The organism is Plantibacter sp. (assembly GCF_059073635.1).
Genome location: NZ_JCACOF010000001.1, coordinates 43,187 through 59,885 on the forward strand (window position 1 = coordinate 43,187; position 16,699 = coordinate 59,885).

General features: G+C 71.1%; 15 protein-coding genes and 1 pseudogene. 10 read left to right on the forward strand and 6 right to left on the reverse strand.

Annotated features, from left to right (window positions below):
- The first annotated feature begins 79 nt into the window (after window positions 1–79).
- Complete coding sequence (locus AC5JOC_RS00185) at window positions 80–853, forward strand: DNA-formamidopyrimidine glycosylase family protein (RefSeq protein ID WP_138946489.1); 774 nt, start codon at window positions 80–82, stop codon at window positions 851–853.
- A 127-nt stretch (window positions 854–980) separates the two neighbouring features.
- Here AC5JOC_RS00185 and AC5JOC_RS00190 read toward each other — a convergent pair whose 3' ends face one another.
- Window positions 981–1,673: a TMEM175 family protein gene (locus tag AC5JOC_RS00190; protein ID WP_159877880.1), complete on the reverse strand. Its 693-nt coding sequence runs from the start codon at window positions 1,671–1,673 to the stop codon at window positions 981–983.
- A gap of 2 nt (window positions 1,674–1,675) precedes the next feature.
- Window positions 1,676–2,578, reverse strand: coding sequence for a hypothetical protein (locus AC5JOC_RS00195; RefSeq protein ID WP_124768774.1), 903 nt, complete (start codon window positions 2,576–2,578; stop codon window positions 1,676–1,678).
- Between the two features lie 72 nt (window positions 2,579–2,650).
- On the opposite strand from AC5JOC_RS00195, the gene AC5JOC_RS00200 reads away from it, so the two are divergent.
- Window positions 2,651–4,255 carry an AMP-binding protein gene (locus tag AC5JOC_RS00200; protein WP_494244798.1) on the forward strand — a complete coding sequence of 535 codons (1,605 nt, stop codon included), beginning with the start codon at window positions 2,651–2,653 and terminating at the stop codon, window positions 4,253–4,255.
- 113 nt (window positions 4,256–4,368) lie between these two features.
- On the opposite strand, the gene AC5JOC_RS00205 is transcribed toward AC5JOC_RS00200, so the two are convergent.
- From AC5JOC_RS00205 to AC5JOC_RS00220, 4 genes are all read right to left on the reverse strand, one after another.
- Entirely contained in the window at window positions 4,369–5,358 is a 990-nt protein-coding gene (locus AC5JOC_RS00205) for an SDR family oxidoreductase (RefSeq protein WP_494244800.1), read from the reverse strand.
- Between the two features lie 113 nt (window positions 5,359–5,471).
- The gene (locus tag AC5JOC_RS00210) at window positions 5,472–5,645 is read right to left on the reverse strand and encodes a hypothetical protein (protein ID WP_161578549.1); all 174 of its coding nucleotides are present in this window, start codon (window positions 5,643–5,645) and stop codon (window positions 5,472–5,474) included.
- Window positions 5,646–5,716: 71 nt separating this feature from the next.
- Complete coding sequence (locus AC5JOC_RS00215) at window positions 5,717–6,550, reverse strand: SDR family NAD(P)-dependent oxidoreductase (RefSeq protein ID WP_242664545.1); 834 nt, start codon at window positions 6,548–6,550, stop codon at window positions 5,717–5,719.
- Window positions 6,547–6,909 carry a DUF7882 family protein gene (locus AC5JOC_RS00220; protein WP_079705204.1) on the reverse strand — a complete coding sequence of 121 codons (363 nt, stop codon included), beginning with the start codon at window positions 6,907–6,909 and terminating at the stop codon, window positions 6,547–6,549. The genes AC5JOC_RS00215 and AC5JOC_RS00220 overlap by 4 nt, the downstream gene beginning before the upstream one ends.
- Window positions 6,910–7,205: 296 nt before the next feature.
- Here AC5JOC_RS00220 and AC5JOC_RS00225 point away from each other — a divergent pair, with 296 nt between their 5' ends.
- The 8 genes and pseudogenes from AC5JOC_RS00225 to AC5JOC_RS00260 all read left to right on the forward strand — a co-directional run bounded on the left by AC5JOC_RS00225 (window position 7,206) and on the right by AC5JOC_RS00260 (window position 16,489).
- Window positions 7,206–7,871 carry a GtrA family protein gene (locus AC5JOC_RS00225; RefSeq protein WP_411557955.1) on the forward strand — a complete coding sequence of 222 codons (666 nt, stop codon included), beginning with the start codon at window positions 7,206–7,208 and terminating at the stop codon, window positions 7,869–7,871.
- A complete protein-coding gene (locus AC5JOC_RS00230; RefSeq protein WP_241161027.1) occupies window positions 7,871–9,391 on the forward strand; it encodes a glycosyltransferase family 2 protein in 1,521 nt (506 codons plus the stop codon). The genes AC5JOC_RS00225 and AC5JOC_RS00230 overlap by 1 nt, the downstream gene beginning before the upstream one ends.
- Window positions 9,388–11,418, forward strand: a complete 2,031-nt coding sequence (locus tag AC5JOC_RS00235; RefSeq protein WP_494244802.1) for an ArnT family glycosyltransferase — start codon at window positions 9,388–9,390, stop codon at window positions 11,416–11,418. The genes AC5JOC_RS00230 and AC5JOC_RS00235 overlap by 4 nt, the downstream gene beginning before the upstream one ends.
- A gap of 80 nt (window positions 11,419–11,498) precedes the next feature.
- Complete coding sequence (locus AC5JOC_RS00240; protein WP_494244804.1) at window positions 11,499–13,535, forward strand: glycosyl hydrolase family 8; 2,037 nt, start codon at window positions 11,499–11,501, stop codon at window positions 13,533–13,535.
- Window positions 13,532–14,203 (forward strand): class F sortase, encoded by a 672-nt coding sequence (locus tag AC5JOC_RS00245; RefSeq protein ID WP_138946478.1) that lies wholly within the window; start codon window positions 13,532–13,534, stop codon window positions 14,201–14,203. The genes AC5JOC_RS00240 and AC5JOC_RS00245 overlap by 4 nt, the downstream gene beginning before the upstream one ends.
- 77 nt (window positions 14,204–14,280) lie before the next feature.
- Window positions 14,281–15,049 (forward strand): annotated as a pseudogene (locus tag AC5JOC_RS00250) (polyprenol monophosphomannose synthase).
- Between the two features lie 103 nt (window positions 15,050–15,152).
- On the forward strand, window positions 15,153–16,136 hold the full coding sequence (locus AC5JOC_RS00255; protein WP_192004623.1) for an SDR family NAD(P)-dependent oxidoreductase: 984 nt from the start codon (window positions 15,153–15,155) through the stop codon (window positions 16,134–16,136).
- Between the two features lie 113 nt (window positions 16,137–16,249).
- Window positions 16,250–16,489, forward strand: coding sequence for a hypothetical protein (locus tag AC5JOC_RS00260; protein ID WP_086474520.1), 240 nt, complete (start codon window positions 16,250–16,252; stop codon window positions 16,487–16,489).
- The last annotated feature ends 210 nt before the right edge of the window (window positions 16,490–16,699 follow it).

Genomic DNA, 16,699 nt, shown 5'->3' on the forward strand with positions numbered 1-16,699 from the left:
CCGGCGCACGGCCGTCCCGCCACGGGTTGCGCCGGACACCCTGCCGGTGGCACCGTAGCCGGAACGGACGGAGCGGTTCATGCCAGAAGGTGACACGGTCTTCCAAGCCGCGCACCGGTTGCGGCAGGCGCTCGCCGGCGAGGTCGTCACCGGCTTCGACCTGCGGGTGCCCGCCTTCGCGACCGTCGACCTGCGGGGCGACGTCGTCCACGACGTCATCCCACGTGGCAAGCACCTCCTGCACCACATCGGCGACCACACGCTCCACACGCACCTCAAGATGGAGGGGTTGTGGCACGTCTACCAGCCGGGCGAGCACTGGCGGCGGCCGGCCTGGAAGGCGCGCGCGATCGTGTCGACGCAGCACTGGGTGACGGTCGGGTTCGAACTCGGCCTCGTCGAGGTCTTCCCCTCCCGCGAGGACGAGGAGCGCTTCGGCTGGCTCGGTCCCGACCTCCTCGGTCCGGACTGGGACGAGGAGCGTGCCATCCACAACCTCGAGGCCGACGGCCGAGAGATCCACGTCGCCCTGCTCGACCAGCGCAACCTCGCGGGGCTCGGCAACGAGTACGTCAACGAGCTGTGCTTCATCCGTGGCGTCCTCCCGACGAGGCCCACCGCCGAGGTCGACCTGCCGGGCGCCGTACGCCTCGGCTACCGGCTCATCAACGCCAATCGCGACCGTCGCAACCGCGTCACGACGGGCGACACGAGGCCCGGCCGGAAGACGTGGGTGTACTCACGCGACGGTCAGCGCTGCCTCCGCTGCGGCACCCGGATCCAGCGGGGCAAACTCGGCGCCGACCCGACCGCGCTCCGCGACACCTACTGGTGTCCCCACTGCCAGACCTGACCCGACCACGCGGCCGGCCACCTGAGCCACCACCGGTCACTGAGCCACCACCGGTCACTGAGCCACCACCGGTCACTGAGCCTGTCGAAGTGCAGCCCCACCCGACTCACCCCACCCTTCGACAGGCTCAGGGACCGGAAGGTTCCCCGGTCCCTGAGCCTGTCGAAGGGGCGACCCGGTGCCGCCTCCCGCCGACCCACGACAGCGGGATCGACAGCAGCAGGAGGAAGAGAGCCTGAGTGCCCACGCCCGGCACCAGGGCCGCGAGCACGAAGGCGAGGAGCATGAGTGCCGTCGGCGCCCACACGAGCCACCACGGGCGCTGCGGCATCGCCGCCGCCTCCTCGCTGAGCAGACCGTCGCGCACGATCACCATCTGCTGCAGCCGGACGGCCACCATCGAGACGAGCATGGTCGCGATGTAGAGCATCGCGGCACCGCGGTCCGATCCGGCCGCGTCGACGATGAGGACCGTCGGGAGCGGCAGGAACACGATGCCCGCCAGCCAGATGAAGTTCAACGACACGAGCCGCCGTGAGTAGCTCACGGTGCGTTCGAACAGTCGGTGGTGGTCGCGCCAGAAGCTGGCGATGACGACGAAGCTCAGGGCCGCCGCCGCGAGCCCGGAGGCGTTCTCGCCCAGGAACTCGGAGACCGGGCCGCCGCCCGACTCCTGGGCCACGTCGACGAGCGGCAGGATGATGAGGGTGATCGCGATGGCGACGACCGCGTCGCTGAAGTTGACGACGCGGTCCAGGCCGCGTTCCGTCGTGACGCCGCGTCCGCGGCCCGCCGTCCGACCCTCCCCGTCTCCCGCCATGGTCAGCTCACGTCGGCGTCGTCGGTCGCGGTCCCCTGCACCATGGCGACCCAGCGGGCCAGGAAGGCCGCGCCCGCCTCGTCGTGGATGAGCGTCGGGTGGGTCAGCACCGGGTAGGGCTTCTCGGGCACGCCGTCGGCGGGGCGGACGTCCACGTGCGCGACCTCGAACCCGTGCTCGAACAACCAGTCGGCCATCGCGTAGTCGCTCCGGGAGTCGCCGACCGTGCGCCAGGCGAGCGGGAGCGCACCGCCGTCGGCCTCGAGGAGTTCGAGCGCGCGCTCGGCGCCGAGGTCCTTGCCGAGCCGGACCGACTCGATGTCGGTGGAGATGATCGTGGGATCGATGCGGTACTGCACGAGGCCGGCGTCGTCCGGGTAGCGGCCGGGCGCGTGCTCGACCCCGAACCCGCGTCGGGCGAGCTCGGCCCGGGCGTCGTCGTCGAAGTGCTTCCGCACGACCGCGTAGTCCGCTGCCGGCACCTCGACGTGCTGCTCGACCGAGACCATCGCGCGCTTGGTGTGGTCGAAGAACACCGTCTCGGCGTACCGCTCGTCGACGAGGCGCTCGATGACGTCGCCGTACCCCTCCGGCATGGCGACGTCCTGATCGAGGCTCAGCTCGTCGACCCCCGCCGCCGAGAACCCGAACCACACGGCGCCCTTCTCGCAGATGCCGTAGAGCCGGACGTCGTCCGCGAGCCCGGCGGCCAGGAGCGGTGGGACCACCACCTCGCGGAGGAACGCGTCGCTCCGCCCGGTGTTGAAGGCGATCGGGACCCCGGCGTTCGCGAGCGTCGCGAGGTCCTGCGCGATGCTCGGGAGGTTGATCGTCCGAGTGATCGGACTGGCGATGGGGCCGTCGACGTCGAGCAGGAGACCGAGGATGGGGCGGGACGCGTTCACGGGTTCAGCCTAACGAGCACCCGGCGTGGATAGACTCACTCCACCATCACCGGTGTTCGAAGGAGATCACTCGTGTTCACCAGCCCGCATCCCGACGTCGAGATCCCCGACCTGAGCGTCTACGACACCCTGTTCGGCGGCATCGCCCCGAGCGACCTCGACCGCATCGCCCTCCGCGACGGCACGACCGGCGCCGAGACGAGCTACCGACAGCTCATCGGCCAGATCAACGCCCTGGCCGGCGCCCTCGCGGCGGCCGGCATCGGGGTCGGCGACGTCGTCGCCCTCCACGCGCCGAACGTCCCCGCCTTCGCGACCGTGTTCCACGGCATCCTGCGCGCGGGCGCGACGGCGACGACGGTGAACGGCCTCTACAACGCCGAGGAGATCGAGGCGCAGCTGCGCGACGCCGGCGCGACGATGCTGTTCACCGTCTCCCCGCTGCTCCCCCAGGCCTGGGCTGCGGCGAGCGCCTGCGGCATCCCCTCCGACCGCGTCGTCGTCCTCGACGGCGCGGAGGGGCACGCGTCGCTGAGCGACCTCCTCCTGCGCCGCCTCCCCGCGCCGGACGTCTCGTTCGACCCGGCCACACACGTGGCGGTGCTGCCCTACTCCTCCGGCACGACGGGTCGGCCGAAGGGCGTGATGCTCTCGCACCGGAACCTCGTCGCGAACGTGCAGCAGTCCATCCCGCAGCTCGGCATGGTCGCCGACGACCGGATCCTCGCGGTCCTGCCGTTCTTCCACATCTACGGCATGACGGTGCTCCTCAACCTCGCCCTGTCGCGGCGCGCCTCGCTCGTGACCATGCCGCGGTTCGACCTGGCTGAGTTCCTCCGGATCATCCAGGACTTCCGCTGCAGCTACGTGTTCATCGCCCCGCCGATCGCGGTGGCGCTCGCGAAGCACCCGCTCGTCGACGAGTTCGACCTCTCGAGCGTCCACACGATCTTCTCCGGTGCCGCGCCGTTGGACGCGACGCTCGGGCGGGCGGTCGAGGAGCGTCTCGGCTGTCGGATGCGACAGGGCTACGGCATGACCGAACTCAGCCCGGTCAGCCACGCGATCGCGTTCCAGGCCGAGGGGGCGTCCCTCGACAGCGTCGGCACGACCCTCCCGAACATGCAGTGCCGGATCGTCGATCCGGAGACCGGCGCCGAGGTGGACTACCCGGCCGAGGGCTCGGACGAGGAGAGCGCGGCGGGCGAGCTGCTCTGCGCCGGCCCGAACGTCATGCTCGGGTACCTCGGCAACGAGGAGGCCACTCGCGAGACCCTCGAGGACGACGGCTTCCTCCACACCGGCGACATCGCGACCGTCCGCGGCGACGGCACCGTGCGCATCATCGAGCGGTTGAAGGAGCTCATCAAGTACCACGGCTATCAGGTGGCCCCGGCGGAGCTCGAGGCGCTGCTGCTCGGCCACCCGGCGATCGCCGACGCGGCCGTCATCGGGGTGCTCGACGACGAGGGCCAAGAGGTGCCGAAAGCGTTCGTGGTCCTGCAACCGGGCCAGGACGTCACCGCCGAGGCGCTCATGGCGTGGGTCACGGAGCGCGTCGCCCCGCACAAGAAGATCCGGCGCGTGGCGTTCGTCGACGCCATCCCGAAGTCGGCGTCAGGCAAGATCCTCCGCAAGGACCTCCGGGCCGCGGAGGCCGCCCCCGCCGGTTCCTGAGCTGCGCCGCACTGAGCCTGTCGAAGTGTCGAAGGGCGCCCTTCGACAAGCTCAGGGACCGAAGGCCGCTCAGGGACCGAAGCTCGGGACCGAGCGTCAGGATCGAGGGCAGGTCAGTGACCGACGGCGGCGACCATCCGGTCGAAGGCGGCGTCGAGCTCCGGCTCGGCCGGCTGCCAGTGCGGGTTCGCGTCGTGGAACGCGACCATCTCCGCCGCGCCGTCCCAGAACGGGATGGCGGGCCGGAACTCCGGGACGAGACTGCGGATGCGGGTGTTGTCGAAGACCATCGGGAACGCCTTGTCGCCGAGGAGCGTCGGCCCGAGCGGCGGGTGGACCTCCGCGATGACGTCGGACGGCACGTGCACGATGTCGGCCTCCACGCCGGCCGCCTCCGCGATCCACCGGGTGATGTCGTTCCAGCTCGGTGCGTGGTCGCCCGTGATGTGGAAGGCCTCCCCGAGCACGTCGCGGCGACCCAGCAGGCCGACGAACCCGACCGCGAAGTCCTCGGTGTGGGTGATGGTCCAGAGGGTCGTCCCGTCGCCGTGGACGACCACCGGCTTGCCCGCGCGCATGCGGTCGAGGTCGGTGCGCCGCCCCATCGTGGGGATGAGCGTCCGGTCGTAGGTGTGTGACGGGCGCACGATCGTCGCCGGGAACCCCTGCTCGCGGTAGGCGTGGACGAGGACGTCCTCGCAGGAGATCTTGTCGCGCGCGTACTGGGAGAACGGGTTCCGGAGCGGCGTCGACTCCACGACGGGCAGGCGCTGTGGCGGCTTCTGGTAGGCCGATGCGGAGCTGATGAACACGTACTGGCCGATCCGACCGGCGAAGCGGTCGATGTCCGCCTGCACCTGCGGTGGCGTGAACGCGGTGAACTGCGCCACGACGTCGAACTCGCGCGAGCCGAGCGTCTCGGTCACCGCGTCGGTGTCGCGCACGTCCGCGCGGAGGAGCTCGACCTCCTCGGGGAGGGGGCGGACGTGGGACAGGCCGCGGTTCAGGACGGTGACGTCATGGCCGAGCGACACCGCTCTGGCGACCGACGCCGAGGAGATGATGCCGCTGCCGCCGATGAACAGGATGCGCTTCGTCGTCATTGGTCCATCCTCGCGCACCAGAGACCGACTCGCCCAGGCCTGGACAGGATAGGGAGGTCCCTTCGTGGGCACTTCGACAAGCTCAGTGACCGGAGAGGTCTACCCGGACTGGGTCAGCGCTCGCGCTTGACGAACGCCATGGCACCGACGACGAGGGCGAGCAGCACCCCGGAGACGAGTCCCCACACGACCGGCGCCTCGGGTCCGAGGACCAGGAGCATCAGCAGCGCGGCGAGCGCGAGGACCCCGGCGACGACGAGCGCCGTCGTCCACTCGTTCCATCGCATCCCACCAGCCTAGGCTCCCGTCACCACGAAACGGCGACGCGGGAGCCACTGAGACGGACCGACGGGACCGCTCAGCGGTGCTCGGCGAGCAGCTCCTCGGTCCGTTCCCAGAGCCCGCGGGCGAGGGCGACGTCGTCGGCGAGCTTGTTCGTGCGTGCGGGCTTCCGCTTCACGAAGTAGCCGCCCGAGGTCCAGTCGAGGCCCGGCTGACTCTCGGCCAGCCAGAAGAGCGTGTCGGCGCCCTCCTCGGGGGTGTTCAGCAGGCGACGACCGAGCGGGTTCGCATAGAGGAACCGCATCGCGCCGTCGGGCGAGCTGGAGAAGTTCGTCGAGATGACCCCCGGGTGGAACGCCGCGGCGGACAGTCCGCGCGGGCCGTACCGGCGGTCGAGCTCCTTCGTGAAGAGGATCTGCGCCAGCTTCGCGTTGCCGTAGGCACGCGTGGGCGAGTAGGAGCGTTCGGCGTCGAGGTCGTCGAGGTCGAGCTTCCCGAACAGGCGGTTGGCGACGCTCGAGGTGTTGATCACCGTCGCCTCGGACTCGACGAGGCGGTCCAGCAGGAGGTGGGTGAGGAGCGCGGGTGCCAGGTAGTTGATCTGGAACGTCTGCTCGTGGCCGTCGGCCGTGACCCGGCGGTCGGCGCCGAAGATCCCGCCGGCGTTGTTGGCGAGGACGTCGATCCGCGGGTACCGCTCGAGGAGCTGTTCGGCGAGGAGCCGCACCTGCGCCAGTTCGGCGAAGTCGGAGATGAACGAGGCAGCCCCGATCCGCTGCGCGACGGCCGCGGTCTTCTCCGGTGACCGCCCGACCACCACGACCTGCTCGCCCGCGTCCGTCAACGCCTTCGCGGCCGCAGCACCGATGCCGTCGCTGGCGCCGGTGAGGACGATCACCCGGTCGCTCACGCGGAGGACTTCCGGGGGCGGGGCTCGCTGACGTTGGTCGGGCGCGCCCGCTGGTCGATGTCGGGGACCTCACGGCCGATGGCGAGGTCGCCGGTCTTGTTGGCGTCCTGCATCATCGACTCGAGCCAGCTGCGGTTGAGCTCCGGACGCTCCTCCTGGTCGAACTCGAACTGCAACGAGATCGACGGGTGCACCCAGATCGTCACGCGTCCGCCACCGGTCTCGAGCGAGCGCGGCCAGGAGATCGTGAAGGACTCGTTGCGCCGCAGCTTCATGACCGCGATCGACTTCACGTGCGCGAGCATCCGGTCGTCGAGTTCGAGTTCTCGCGATGAACTCCCGTAGATCAGCTTTCCCACCAGATGTCTCCCTCTGTGCCGGTCGTCTCGCGCACCCTCGAATCAGGGCATCACGACGCCCGAGCACACCGGGCGTTGCCCCCATCGTAGGCGACCGAAGGATCGCCGTCGTGCCGGTTGACGGGCGGGCGGAGGCCCAGTTCAGGGGGCCGCGGTGTTGTCCCCCATGCCCTCGCGAATACGTCAACTTCCGCGGAAAATCAAGGGATTTCAGCCCTGTTTCGTGAACCTGGCAAAGCCCTGGGCGGCGGCGGAATCGACCAAACCGCGGTTCGCGCTGCCCCCGAACGGCGTGCATGACCGTGAAGCCCGAATCTTCCGTCGTGCACCCGAGCCAGCCGTCCGTCCCCGAACGATCCGTCGCTCCGGGAACGCGTCCCCGCCGTGCACGCCAGCCGTTGCGTCTCCCCAAGCTCGTCTCCCAGCTGGTCACCTTCGGCCTCGTCGGTGGCACCGCGTTCGTCGTGGACGTCGGTGTGTACAACCTCCTCCGGTTCACCGTGCTCGACGACAAGCCGATCGGCGCGAAGGTGATCTCCGTCGCCGTCGCCACGATCGTCGCGTGGCTCGGCAACCGGGCGCTGACGTTCCGGACCGAGCACCGCCGCGCGGTGTGGAAGGAGGGCGCCCTCTTCGCGCTCATGAACGTCCTCGGCCTCGGGATCGCCGCGGGGTGTCTCTTCGTCTCGCACTACGTCCTCGGCTACACCACGCCGCTCGCCGACAACATCGCGGGCAACGGCGTCGGACTCGTCCTCGGCATGGTGTTCCGCTTCCTCGCCTACCGCTTCGTCGTCTTCCGACCCGCCGAGTCGGCGACCGATCGCCGTCGGAGCACGACGACGCAGGAGACGACCGTTTCGAGCCCGGCCGCATCGGCACCCGCCGCCGCACCGCGCACCACGACCCCTCGTCGATCCGCACCGACCCACGCACTGCCGACCTCTGGAGGCCTGTCCTGATGGCACCCGCACTCGCACCGCTGCTCGGAGCGCTCGCGCTCATCCCCTCCCGCCCGTTCGCCGCCGCGGACGAGCCCGCTCCCCTGCTGACCCCGCAGCCCGCGGCACCCACGGAACCGCTGCCGAACCGCGGCACCCTGGTGGACCCGGCGTCGGCGGCCGACCCCGGCTCCTGGAGCATCGGTGAGTGGCTCGGCTACGGCACCATGCTGCTGTTCGCCGCCGCGCTGACGATCATCGCCGTCACCACGCTCTACTGGATGCTCCACGCCTGGCGGTCGACCGGCCACCTGAAGAACACGGGGTTCGCCGCGGTCCCGCTGCCCGCCAAGCACTCCTTCACCCTGCTCGTCCCCGGTCGGCATGAGGAGGAGGTCATGGGTCAGACCCTCGACCGCCTCGCCGAACAGGACCACCCCGACTTCGAGATCATCGCGATCGTGGGCCACGACGACCCGGGGACCGAGCGCGTCGTCCGCGAGGCCGCCGCCCGGCACCCCGACCTCATCAAAGTGGTCGTCGACGACAGCGTGCCGAAGAACAAGCCCAAGGCCCTCAACCGGGCGCTGCAGATCGCCCGTGGCGACGTCGTGGGCGTGTTCGACGCCGAGGACGAGGTGCATCCGCGCCTGCTCACGCTCGTGGACTCCCGCTTCACCGAGAGCGGCGCCGACGTCGTCCAGGGCGGCGTGCAGCTCATGAACTTCCAGTCGAGCTGGTGGTCGCTCCGGAACGTGCTCGAGTACTACTTCTGGTTCCGGTCGCGCCTGCACTTCCACGCGAACTCCCGCTTCATCCCGCTCGGCGGCAACACGGTGTTCGTGAAGAAGACCTGGCTCGACTGGTCGGAAGGCTGGGACGACGGCTGCCTCGCCGAGGACTGCGAGCTCGGCGTCCGACTCTCGAGCGCCGGCGCGACGGTCGTCGTGGCCTACAGCCCGGAGGTCGTCACCCGCGAGGAGACGCCAGGCACCCTGCAGTCGCTCTACAAGCAGCGCACGCGCTGGAACCAGGGGTTCCTGCAGGTCCTGAAGAAGGGCGAGTGGCGCAAGCTGCCGACGTTCCGTCAGCGCATGTTCGCCCGCTACCTGCTGTCGATGCCGTTCCTCCAGGCGGCGACCGGCCTCCTCATCCCCGTCTCGGTCCTGCTGGTGCTGTTCGCGAAGGTCCCCGCGCCGATCGCGCTCCTCACCTTCATCCCGCTCGCGCCGACGATCGTCACCCTCGCGGTGGAGGCCTCCGGGCTCGGTGAGTTCGGCCGCCTCTACGGCCAGAAGGTCCGCCTCCGCGACTACGCCCGGCTGATCCTCGGCACCTTCCCGTACCAGATCTTCCTCGGCCTGGCCGCCGTCCGTTCCGTCTTCCGCGAGTGGAAGGGCGACCACTCCTGGGAGAAGACGGAGCACACCGGCGCCCACCGCAGCGAGGAGGTCGCCGAGGCCACCGAGGCCGCTCCCGTCTCCGTCGACCTGCCCGACCGCGCACCCGAGCTCGTCCTCCAGAACGGAGCAACCCGATGACCGGCATCCTCGAACGACCGGCCGCCCCCGGCCGACCAGAGCTCCACCTGGAGAGCGACCGCCTCGGCTGGCTCACCTCAGGGCCACCGGCACAGCGAGGCCCCGGCGTCGTGCGCCGCTGGCTCTCGCGCCACGGTCGCACCCTGGCCTTCCTCCTGCCCGTGCTCGCCATCGCCGCCGTCGTGCAGGCCATGAACATGGGCGGATCCCCGCAGCGCATCGACGACGAGGGCACCTACACCGCCCAGGCGTGGAGCGTGCTGAAGCTCGGCGAACTCGCCCACTACACCTACTGGTACGACCACCCGCCGCTCGGCTGGCTGCAGATCGCGGCCTACACGGGGCTGACCGGCGCGTTCGACCGCTACGACATCGCCGTGGTCGCGGCACGTGAGGCCATGCTGGTCGCGACGCTCATCGCCGTCGTGCTCGTGTGGGTCCTCGCCCGCCGCCTGCACCTCAGCCGGGCCATGGCCGCCGTCGCCGCACTCGTGTTCGCGATCTCGCCGCTCGCCGTGCAGTTCCACCGCACCGTCTACCTCGACAACGTCGCGGTGCCCTGGCTCCTCGGTGCCTTCATCCTCGCGACGAGCCGCAAGCACCAGCTCGTCGGCTTCGCGGGTTCCGCCGCCGCGTTCGGCATCGCCGTGCTGAGCAAGGAGACCTTCCTGCTCGCCCTGCCCTTCCTCGCCTGGACCATGTGGCGCGCGGCTCGGAAGGAGACCCGCCGGTACACGCTGCCGGTCGCCGCGACGATCGTCGTCGTCATCGGCTTCACGTACGTGCTCTTCGCCGCCATCAAGGGCGAGCTCATCCCCGGCCCTGACCGGGTGAGCCTCCTCGGCGGCGTCTTCTTCCAGCTCGGATCCCGCGTCGCGAGCGGGTCGCTGTTCGACCCGGAGAGCCTGTCGGCGAAGACCCTCGGCATGTGGTGGCAGTTGGACGCGGCACTCCTCGTCGCCGGAGCGGTGGCCGCCGTCGCCGGGCTCTTCATCTCGCGACTGCGTGTCATCGCCGCGATGACCGTCTTCCTCGGCCTGTTCATGCTGCGCCCGGGCGGCTACCTGCCGGTGCCGTACGTCATCATGCTGCTGCCGTTCATGACGATCCTCATCATGGGCGTGACCGGCGCGGCCATCCGCCGGTTCCGTCGCCGCTCGACCGTCGAGGCCGGTGCACCGCGCCGTCGTCTCCTCGGCGGACGCGCGGCCGGAGCCGTCTGGGTCGCCGCCGTGCTCGCGGCAGCCGTCGTCGCCGTCCCGAACACGGCGACCCAGCTCCGCGGCTTCCTCCTCGCCGACCTCGACAAGCCGGTCCGGCAGGCCCAGCAGTGGGTCCAGACCAATGTGCCGAAGGAGTCCCGCGTGATCGTCGACGACGCGATGTGGGTCGACCTCGTCGAGAGCGGCTTCGATCGCGACAACGTCATCTGGTACTACAAGATGGACACCGACTCCGCCGTCCAGGCCCAGTCGCCCAACGGCTGGCGCGACGCCGACTACATCGTCACGACCGACTCGATGCGGACCTTCCCGACCACCTTCCCCGAGGTGAAGGGTGCGATCGACAACTCCGAGCTCGTCGCGACCTTCGGCTCCGGGACGCAGGCCGTCGAGGTCCGCCGCATCGACGCCGACGGTCTCGACGCGGCAGCCGAGCAGGCTGCCGGACGCACGGCGGCTCGGGCGGCGCTCGGCGCGCAGCTCCTGCTGAACCCCTCGCTCAGCGTCTCGGCGGAGGCCGCGCAGACCGTGAGCGACGGCCAGCTCGACTCCCGCGCCCTGCTCGCCCTCGGACAGGTGCTCGCCACGACGCCGGTCCGGCTCGAGAGCACCCCGGTGCTCGACGGCGAGACGGGCGACGTGCGCCGGACGATGGTGCTCCGCACCGGCACCGAGGCGGGCGACAGCCGTCTGGCCGACTCCATCCGCTCGATCCAGGGCGACTACGCGGCCGACCGCGTCGAGCAGACGGCGGCCGGCGTGCGGGTCACCTACTCGGTCGTCGAACCCGACGTCGTCCGCTGACCACCGTCCCGAGCACCGGCTCGAGCCGGACGCCAGAACCACCCGAACCCCCGAACCACCCGAAGAACAGGAGTTCCACCATGCGAACCACCACCACGAGGCGACTCGCCCTCAGCGGCCTCGCCGCCGTCGCGACGGCAGCACTCATCGGCTTCGGCACCACCGCCGCGAGCGCCGCCACCACCGATGCCGCAGGCACCGGCTGGATCCGCGTCGGCCACCTCTCGGCCGACACCAAGACCGTCGACGTGAAGCTGTCGGCACTCTCCGGCGGCGCGACCGTGTTCGAACTCGACGACGTCGCCTACGGCCAGGTCTCCCCCTACACCGACCTCGCCGCCGGCACCTACGTGGTGTCGATGGTGCCCGCCGGGGCTCCCGACAGCACGAAGCCGGTCATCAGCACCAACGTGACCATCACGGCCGGGGAAGCGGCCACCGTCGCCGCCTACGGTCCCAACAAGGACCTGCAGACGAAGGTGTTCGAGGACGACCTCACCGGTCCGGCCGAGGGTGCGGCGCGCATCCGGCTGATCCAGGCGTCGACCGATGTGAAGAGCGTCGACGTCAGCACCTCGACCGGCATGCCCATCGCGAAGGGCGCCACCACCGGCACGGCGACCGACTACGCGAGCGTCCCCGCCGGCCCGTGGGATCTCGAGCTGACCGGCGGCAAGCAGGCGGCGGAAGCCTCCGTGAACCTCGCGCCGGGCACCGTGAGCACGCTCTTCGTGCTCGACAACGCCGCAGGTGGCGTCACCCTCATGCCCGTCCTCGACAGCTCAGCGGCCGGTGACGCTCCCGAGGGTCCGGTGGAGACCGGTGGCGGTGGACTCGCCAAGGAGTCGTCGACGCTGCGGGGCCGTCCTCGACGACCTCGACGCGAAGCTCGCCCGGCTCGTGCGCGACCTCGGGACGGCGGTGAGCTGACCATGAGCGCCAAGAAGACGATCGGCATCGCCGCGACCGCGGTCGCCGCGGTCACCGCGACCGCCGTGATCGCCTCCCTGGCGACCGGGTTCCCGGCGAACCTCCTCCAGGGTCCGACCGCGGCGTCACCCGGCTCCACCGACGCCGACGGACAGCCTGGCCCGACCTCGACGGTCACGGACCGGACCACCACCGAGGCCGCCGACGCGTTCCTCGCCGACTGGGTCGACGACGGCCGCGTCGTGCGCCGGGACCAGGGTGACGACACGGTCAGCGAAGGGCAGGCCTACGGACTGCTCGTCGCGGCCGGGGTCGGGGACGAGCAGTCCTTCACCGAGATCTGGGACTGGACCGAGCAGCACCTGCAGCGCCCCGACGGACTGCTCGCCTGGCGGTGGAGCGACGGCGAGGTCGTCGACGACGAACCCGCCAGCGATGCGGACCTCGACGCCGCCCGCGCCCTCGTCATCGCCGGCACCCGCTTCGACGAGCCGCGGTTCACCGAGGCCGGCGTCACGCTTGCCGGTGTGATCGCGGACCGCATGACCGCCGAGACCGCCGCGGGCCGGATCCTCCTGCCCGGTGTCTGGGCCGCAGCGACCGAGCCCTACGCGTACAACCCGTCCTACGCCTCCCCCGTCGCCTTCTCGGTGCTGGGTGCGGCGACGGGTGACCCGCGGTGGGCCGAACTGCAGGCGGGTTCCGCAGCGGTCACGACCACCCTGCTCGACGAGAGCCCGCTGCCGCCGGACTGGGCCCAGGTGCACGCCGACGGCACCGTCGACGCCATGCCCGGCGCGGCAGGGACCGGGCAGAGCGTCCGCTACGGCTACGACGCGGCCCGACTCCCGATCCGCTACGCCGAGTCCTGCGACACCGCCGACCAGGCGACGGCCGCCCGCCTCGCCTCGACCCTCGCGCGGTCGAAGGAGCTGCGGGCGGAGACCGACCTCGGCGGATCACCACTGACCTCGGACGTGCACCCGCTCGCCCTCCAGGCCCGAGCGGCCGCGCGCGCCGCCGTGGGCAACCTGCCGGAGTCGGCGGACGACCTCCGAGCCGCCGACGAACTCGCGCAGGAGGTGCCGAGCTACTTCGGCGCCGCCTGGGCAGCCCTCGCGCCCATGATGCTCACGACCGGTGAGCTGGACGGGTGCCCGCCGCTCACCGAAGGAGCCACCTCATGATCCGCGCACACCGCCGGACGATCGGCACGCTCGCCGCGGCCGGAGCACTCCTCACGGCGCTCGCCCTCTCGGGCTGCGCCACGACGCACGCCGGGCAGACGCCGACCTCGCCGAACGCCGCCGACGGGCCCATCACCTCCTCGGAGGCGACCGACCGTGGCGCCGCCGGTGCGAAGCAGGACCCGGTCGCCCAGGCGCCGGCCGCCGATGTCAGCGCACTGAGCGTGAGCCGGGTGCAGATCCCGTCGATCGGGGTCGACGCGGCGGTCGAACCGCTCGAGCGCGATGCGTCCGGTGTCCTCCTGCCGCCCGTCGAGTGGGAGGACGCCGGGTGGTACCGCGCCGGCGTCCTGCCCGGTCAGGTGGGGCCCGCGGTCATCGCCGGTCACCTCGACACGACCCTCCGCGAGGCGGTGTTCGTCCACCTCAAGCAGCTCGTGGCGGGCGACCAGGTGACGGTCACGATGTCCGACGGCTCGACCGCCACCTACGCCGTGGACCGCGCCATCGACGTCGAGAAGAAGACCTTCCCCACCGAGGAGGTCTACGGGCCGACGCCCGACGCGCAGCTCCGGCTCATCACCTGCAACGGCCCCTTCGACGACGCCGCGAACACCTACGCGAACAACTACGTCGTCTTCGCGTCGCTCGTCGGCACGACCCCGTAGCGCCGCTCCCCACCCCTCGCTCCTGTCGAGGGGCCGCCCCGCTCCGAACCACTCCCAACGACCCGAAAGGAACCGACGTGAACCGCTCCCTCGTCGTCATCCCCACCTACAACGAACTCGACAACCTGCAGCCGATCGTGAACCGCACGCTCGCCGTCGCCGGGGTCGACATCCTCGTCGTGGACGACTCCTCCCCCGACGGCACCGGGTTCCTCGCCGAGCAGCTCGCCGCGCAGCACCCGCAGGTGCACGTGTTCCACCGGGCCGTGAAGGACGGGCTCGGCGGGGCGTACCTCGCGGGCTTCGCCTGGGCGCTCGCGCGCGGCTACGAGGTCATCGTCGAGATGGACGCGGACGGCTCCCACCACCCCGAGGACCTGCCCCGCCTGATCGCGACTCCTCGACGACCACGACCTCGCGCTCGGCTCGCGCTGGGTCCCGGGTGGCGTCGTCGAGAACTGGCCCGCGCACCGGCTCGCGCTGAGTCGCGGCGGCAACCTCTACACGCGACTCGCCCTCGGGATCGGTGTCGCCGACGCGACCGGCGGGTTCCGCGCGTTCCGCAGCGAGGCACTGCGCCGCATCGACCTCGCCGACGTCGCGTCGCAGGGGTACTGCTTCCAGGTCGACCTCCTCTGGCGGGCGCTGCAGCGCGGGCTCCGGGTCGTGGAGACGCCCATCGTCTTCACCGAGCGGGTGTCTGGCGAGTCGAAGATGAGCGGCGGCATCGTCTCCGAGTCGCTCAAGAAGGTCACGATGTGGGGCGTGCGTCGCCGCCTGCAGGAGGTCCGTGCGCTGCTGCACGGCCACCCGCTCCCATCCGTGCGCGTGCTGTCCACCCGCTGAGACCAGGTGGTGCGGGCTGCGACGACCACGGGCCGACGAGGGCTGCACATCTTCCCAGGTCCTTCCGGTTCCGCCGCCCTCCCCGGAGTCGTAGCGTGAGGGCATGACCAATCGCACGCGCACCCCGCAGCACCCCATCGGTTCCGGCTTCGGCCACTCGAGCACCGCGGCGGAGGTGCTCGAGGGCATCGACCTCACCGGCAAGCTCGCCATCGTCACCGGCGGCTACTCCGGTATCGGCCGTGAGGCCGTCCGTGCCCTGGTCGGCGCGGGTGCCCACGTCATCGTCCCCGCGCGGCGCCCGGAGACCGCTCGCGAGGAGCTCGCCGGCATCGACGGCGTGGAGGTCGACGAACTCGACCTGGCCGACCTCGCGAGCGTCGAGGCGTTCGCCGACCGCTTCCTCGCCACGGGCCGGGGCATCGACCTCGTCATCACGAACGCCGGCGTCATGGCGGCTCCCGAGACGCGCGTCGGTCCCGGCTGGGAACTCCAGTTCGCGACGAACCACCTCGGCCACTTCGCCCTCGTCAACCGCCTCTGGCCCGCCATCGTCAAGGGCGGCTCCTCGCGGGTCGTCGCGTTGTCCTCCAGCGGCCACAAGCGCTCGGGGATCCGCTGGGACGACGTCCAGTTCGAGCACGGCTACGACAAGTGGGAGGCCTACGGGCAGGCGAAGACCGCCAACGCGCTCTTCGCCCTCCAGCTCGACACGCTCGGTGCCGAGGAGGGCGTCCGCGCGTTCTCCGTCCACCCCGGTGGCATCCTCACGCCGCTGCAGCGGCACCTGCCCCGCGAGGAGATGATGGCGCTCGGCTGGGTCGACGCCGACGGCAACCTCCTCGTCTCGGGGTTCAAGTCGCCCGAGCAGGGTGCCGCAACGGAGGTCTGGGCCGCGACCTCGCCGTCGCTCGACGGCCTCGGCGGGGTGTTCTGCGAGGACTGCGACATCGCCGGCCCGGCCGAGACCGCGGTCTCCCCGGCCTCCGGTGTCGCCGACCACGCGACCGATCCGGAGGAGGCGGCCCGACTCTGGGCGCTCTCCGCCGAACTCACCGGGGTCGACGCCTTCGCCGCCCGCGACTGATCGGCCGGCGCCACCCCTTGCAGCCACCCGCCCACGGACCTACCGTGAGAGCGGATCAGCGCGACGATGCGCGAGACGGAGACCGCCCAGGCGGATCTCGGAAGGAGCACCCCATGAGTGACCAGAACGCCGACATCAACAACCCGGGCCCACACGACGAGGCCGTCGACGACGCGGCGGCCGAGCGCGTGGCCTCCACGACGAACCCCGGCCCGCACGTCGCCGCCGACGACCCCGCGGCGAGCGGCGAGGCCGACATCACGAACCCCGGTTCGGAGACCGAACGCGACGCTGCGGCCGAGCGCGAGGCGGAGCGCGTCGCGAACATCACCAACCCCGGCCCAAGTTCCTGACCGCAACGACCCTTTCTCAGGAGTTCGCCGGCGCGTCGGCCCGCCCGCCGGGCCGGCGCGCCGGAGGACTCCTGAGAACGGTCAAGCAGCCTCAGCGGTCGGCGCGAGGCGGAGTGCGTCGCCGACATCACCAACCCCGGCCCAAGTTCCTGACCGCAACGACCCTTTCTCAGGAGTTCGCCGGCGCGTCGATCCGTCTGCCGGGCGGCG

Excerpts from the sequence above, each read along its gene's own strand:
- AC5JOC_RS00210 (WP_161578549.1), bottom strand. The coding sequence starts at position 5,645 with ATGCGATGGAACGAGTGGACGACGGCGCTCGTCGTCGCCGGGGTCCTC.
- AC5JOC_RS00205 (WP_494244800.1), bottom strand. The coding sequence starts at position 5,358 with ATGACGACGAAGCGCATCCTGTTCATCGGCGGCAGCGGCATCATCTCC.
- AC5JOC_RS00235 (WP_494244802.1), top strand. The coding sequence starts at position 9,388 with ATGACCGGCATCCTCGAACGACCGGCCGCCCCCGGCCGACCAGAGCTC.
- AC5JOC_RS00190 (WP_159877880.1), bottom strand. The coding sequence starts at position 1,673 with ATGGCGGGAGACGGGGAGGGTCGGACGGCGGGCCGCGGACGCGGCGTC.
- AC5JOC_RS00260 (WP_086474520.1), top strand. The coding sequence starts at position 16,250 with ATGAGTGACCAGAACGCCGACATCAACAACCCGGGCCCACACGACGAG.
- AC5JOC_RS00240 (WP_494244804.1), top strand. The coding sequence starts at position 11,499 with ATGCGAACCACCACCACGAGGCGACTCGCCCTCAGCGGCCTCGCCGCC.
- AC5JOC_RS00245 (WP_138946478.1), top strand. The coding sequence starts at position 13,532 with ATGATCCGCGCACACCGCCGGACGATCGGCACGCTCGCCGCGGCCGGA.
- AC5JOC_RS00185 (WP_138946489.1), top strand. The coding sequence starts at position 80 with ATGCCAGAAGGTGACACGGTCTTCCAAGCCGCGCACCGGTTGCGGCAG.
- AC5JOC_RS00225 (WP_411557955.1), top strand. The coding sequence starts at position 7,206 with ATGACCGTGAAGCCCGAATCTTCCGTCGTGCACCCGAGCCAGCCGTCC.
- AC5JOC_RS00230 (WP_241161027.1), top strand. The coding sequence starts at position 7,871 with ATGGCACCCGCACTCGCACCGCTGCTCGGAGCGCTCGCGCTCATCCCC.
- AC5JOC_RS00255 (WP_192004623.1), top strand. The coding sequence starts at position 15,153 with ATGACCAATCGCACGCGCACCCCGCAGCACCCCATCGGTTCCGGCTTC.